General features: G+C 77.2%; 1 protein-coding gene. It reads right to left on the bottom strand.

Annotated features, from left to right (window positions below; translation table 11 throughout):
• Positions 1 to 20: 20 nt before the first annotated feature.
• Positions 21 to 1,282 (bottom strand): HNH endonuclease signature motif containing protein (locus E4P39_RS22730; protein ID WP_209306666.1); only part of this gene is annotated, 1,262 nt, incomplete at its 5' end.

Raw genomic sequence — 1,282 nt, 5'->3', positions numbered from 1 at the left:
GTTCCCGCGGAAGCGCCGTCTCAGCCGTTCGCGGGCACGCCGGCCTCGGCGGCGAGGCGTCGGAGGAGGTCGCGGTTGCCCATGAGCACGCCGATGGCGAACCGCAGATCCATGCGGTCGTGGCGTTCCTGCAGCGAGTCGGCGAGTGTCGGTTCGCCGTCGGGGAAGAGGACGCGGCTCAGGCGGGCGGCGTCCCGTGTCGGGCCGGCCGGGGAGGCTGCCTCGGGGGCGACCAGGTGGCCTGGGCGTCGGTTCGCCGGGCGGCCGGCGCGGGGTGGGCGCCCGACACGTGCGGCAGCTCGCCGTGCCCCGGGTCGTCGCGGTCCGGGGCGGCGCGGTGGGCTGGGTGGGCGGTTGAGCAGCCGGCCGGGGGGCGGATCGACGTCGTGGTCCTGGTTGACCGTGGGTGTGCCGGTGGGGCGCCGGCCGGTGATCGTGTCGATCGGGTGCACGCCGATGAACGGGTCAGTGCCCTCGGTGGCGTCGGCGGTCCGGTGGGTGTCGACGCCGGGCAGTCCGGCGGTGAAGGCGGCGTCGGCGGTGCCCCAGATGTGCCGGCCGTCGGCCGTCAGGACGATCAGCTTGCCGTTGCGCCGGTTCAGGACGAGGTCGTGGTCGTGGACCAGGCCGTGGTCGGTGTCGCAGAGGAGCACGAGGTTGGCCAGGTCGGTGCGCCCGCCGTGGAGCCAGTGCCGCATGTGATGGACGTGCAGGCGTTCGATGCGGGTCTCCGGGCAGCCGGGGCGGGCGCAGCCGCCGTCGCGGCGCAGCAGCGCCCGGCGCTGGGCCTTGGTGGCGCGGCGCTTGCGGCGGCCGACGGCCAGCGGCTCGCGCCCCTTCTCCAGCATGACCAGGGCGGTGGCCTCGCAGAGCAGGCGGCGGGCCTGGGCGCCGGTGATGGCGGGCCCGCCCTCGTAGGAGGCGCGTCCGGCGGCGGTGTCCTCGGCGAGCACGTCGGCGTGGACGTGCACCACGACCTCGCGTCGGGGTGGGTCGCCGGGCCGGCGGTCCATGGCCGTGCGGGCCTCGGCGAGCGCGCCGAGGGCGGTGATGCGGCGGGCCGCGGTGCGCTCGCGGGCCAGGCCGGCGGCCTGGTCGTGGAGACAGCGTTCGGTGACCGCGCGGTCCACCGGGCGGCCGGCGGCGCGGTCCCGCTCGTGGGCGGCTCGGGCCTTGGTGTTCTGGGCGCGTTCCCGGCGGGCGTCCCGCTCGGCGAGGGAGTCGATGGCGGTCAGCAGGGCGGCGCCGGCGTCGGCGGGCATCCGGACCTTCAGGGTCAGCC

Origin of the sequence: Blastococcus sp. CT_GayMR19, from assembly GCF_004570385.1 — a bacterium.
Taxonomy (GTDB): domain Bacteria; phylum Actinomycetota; class Actinomycetes; order Mycobacteriales; family Geodermatophilaceae; genus Blastococcus_B.
The sequence above is the reverse complement of the archived record's forward strand: the minus strand, read 5'-3'. Positions and strand labels throughout refer to the sequence as shown.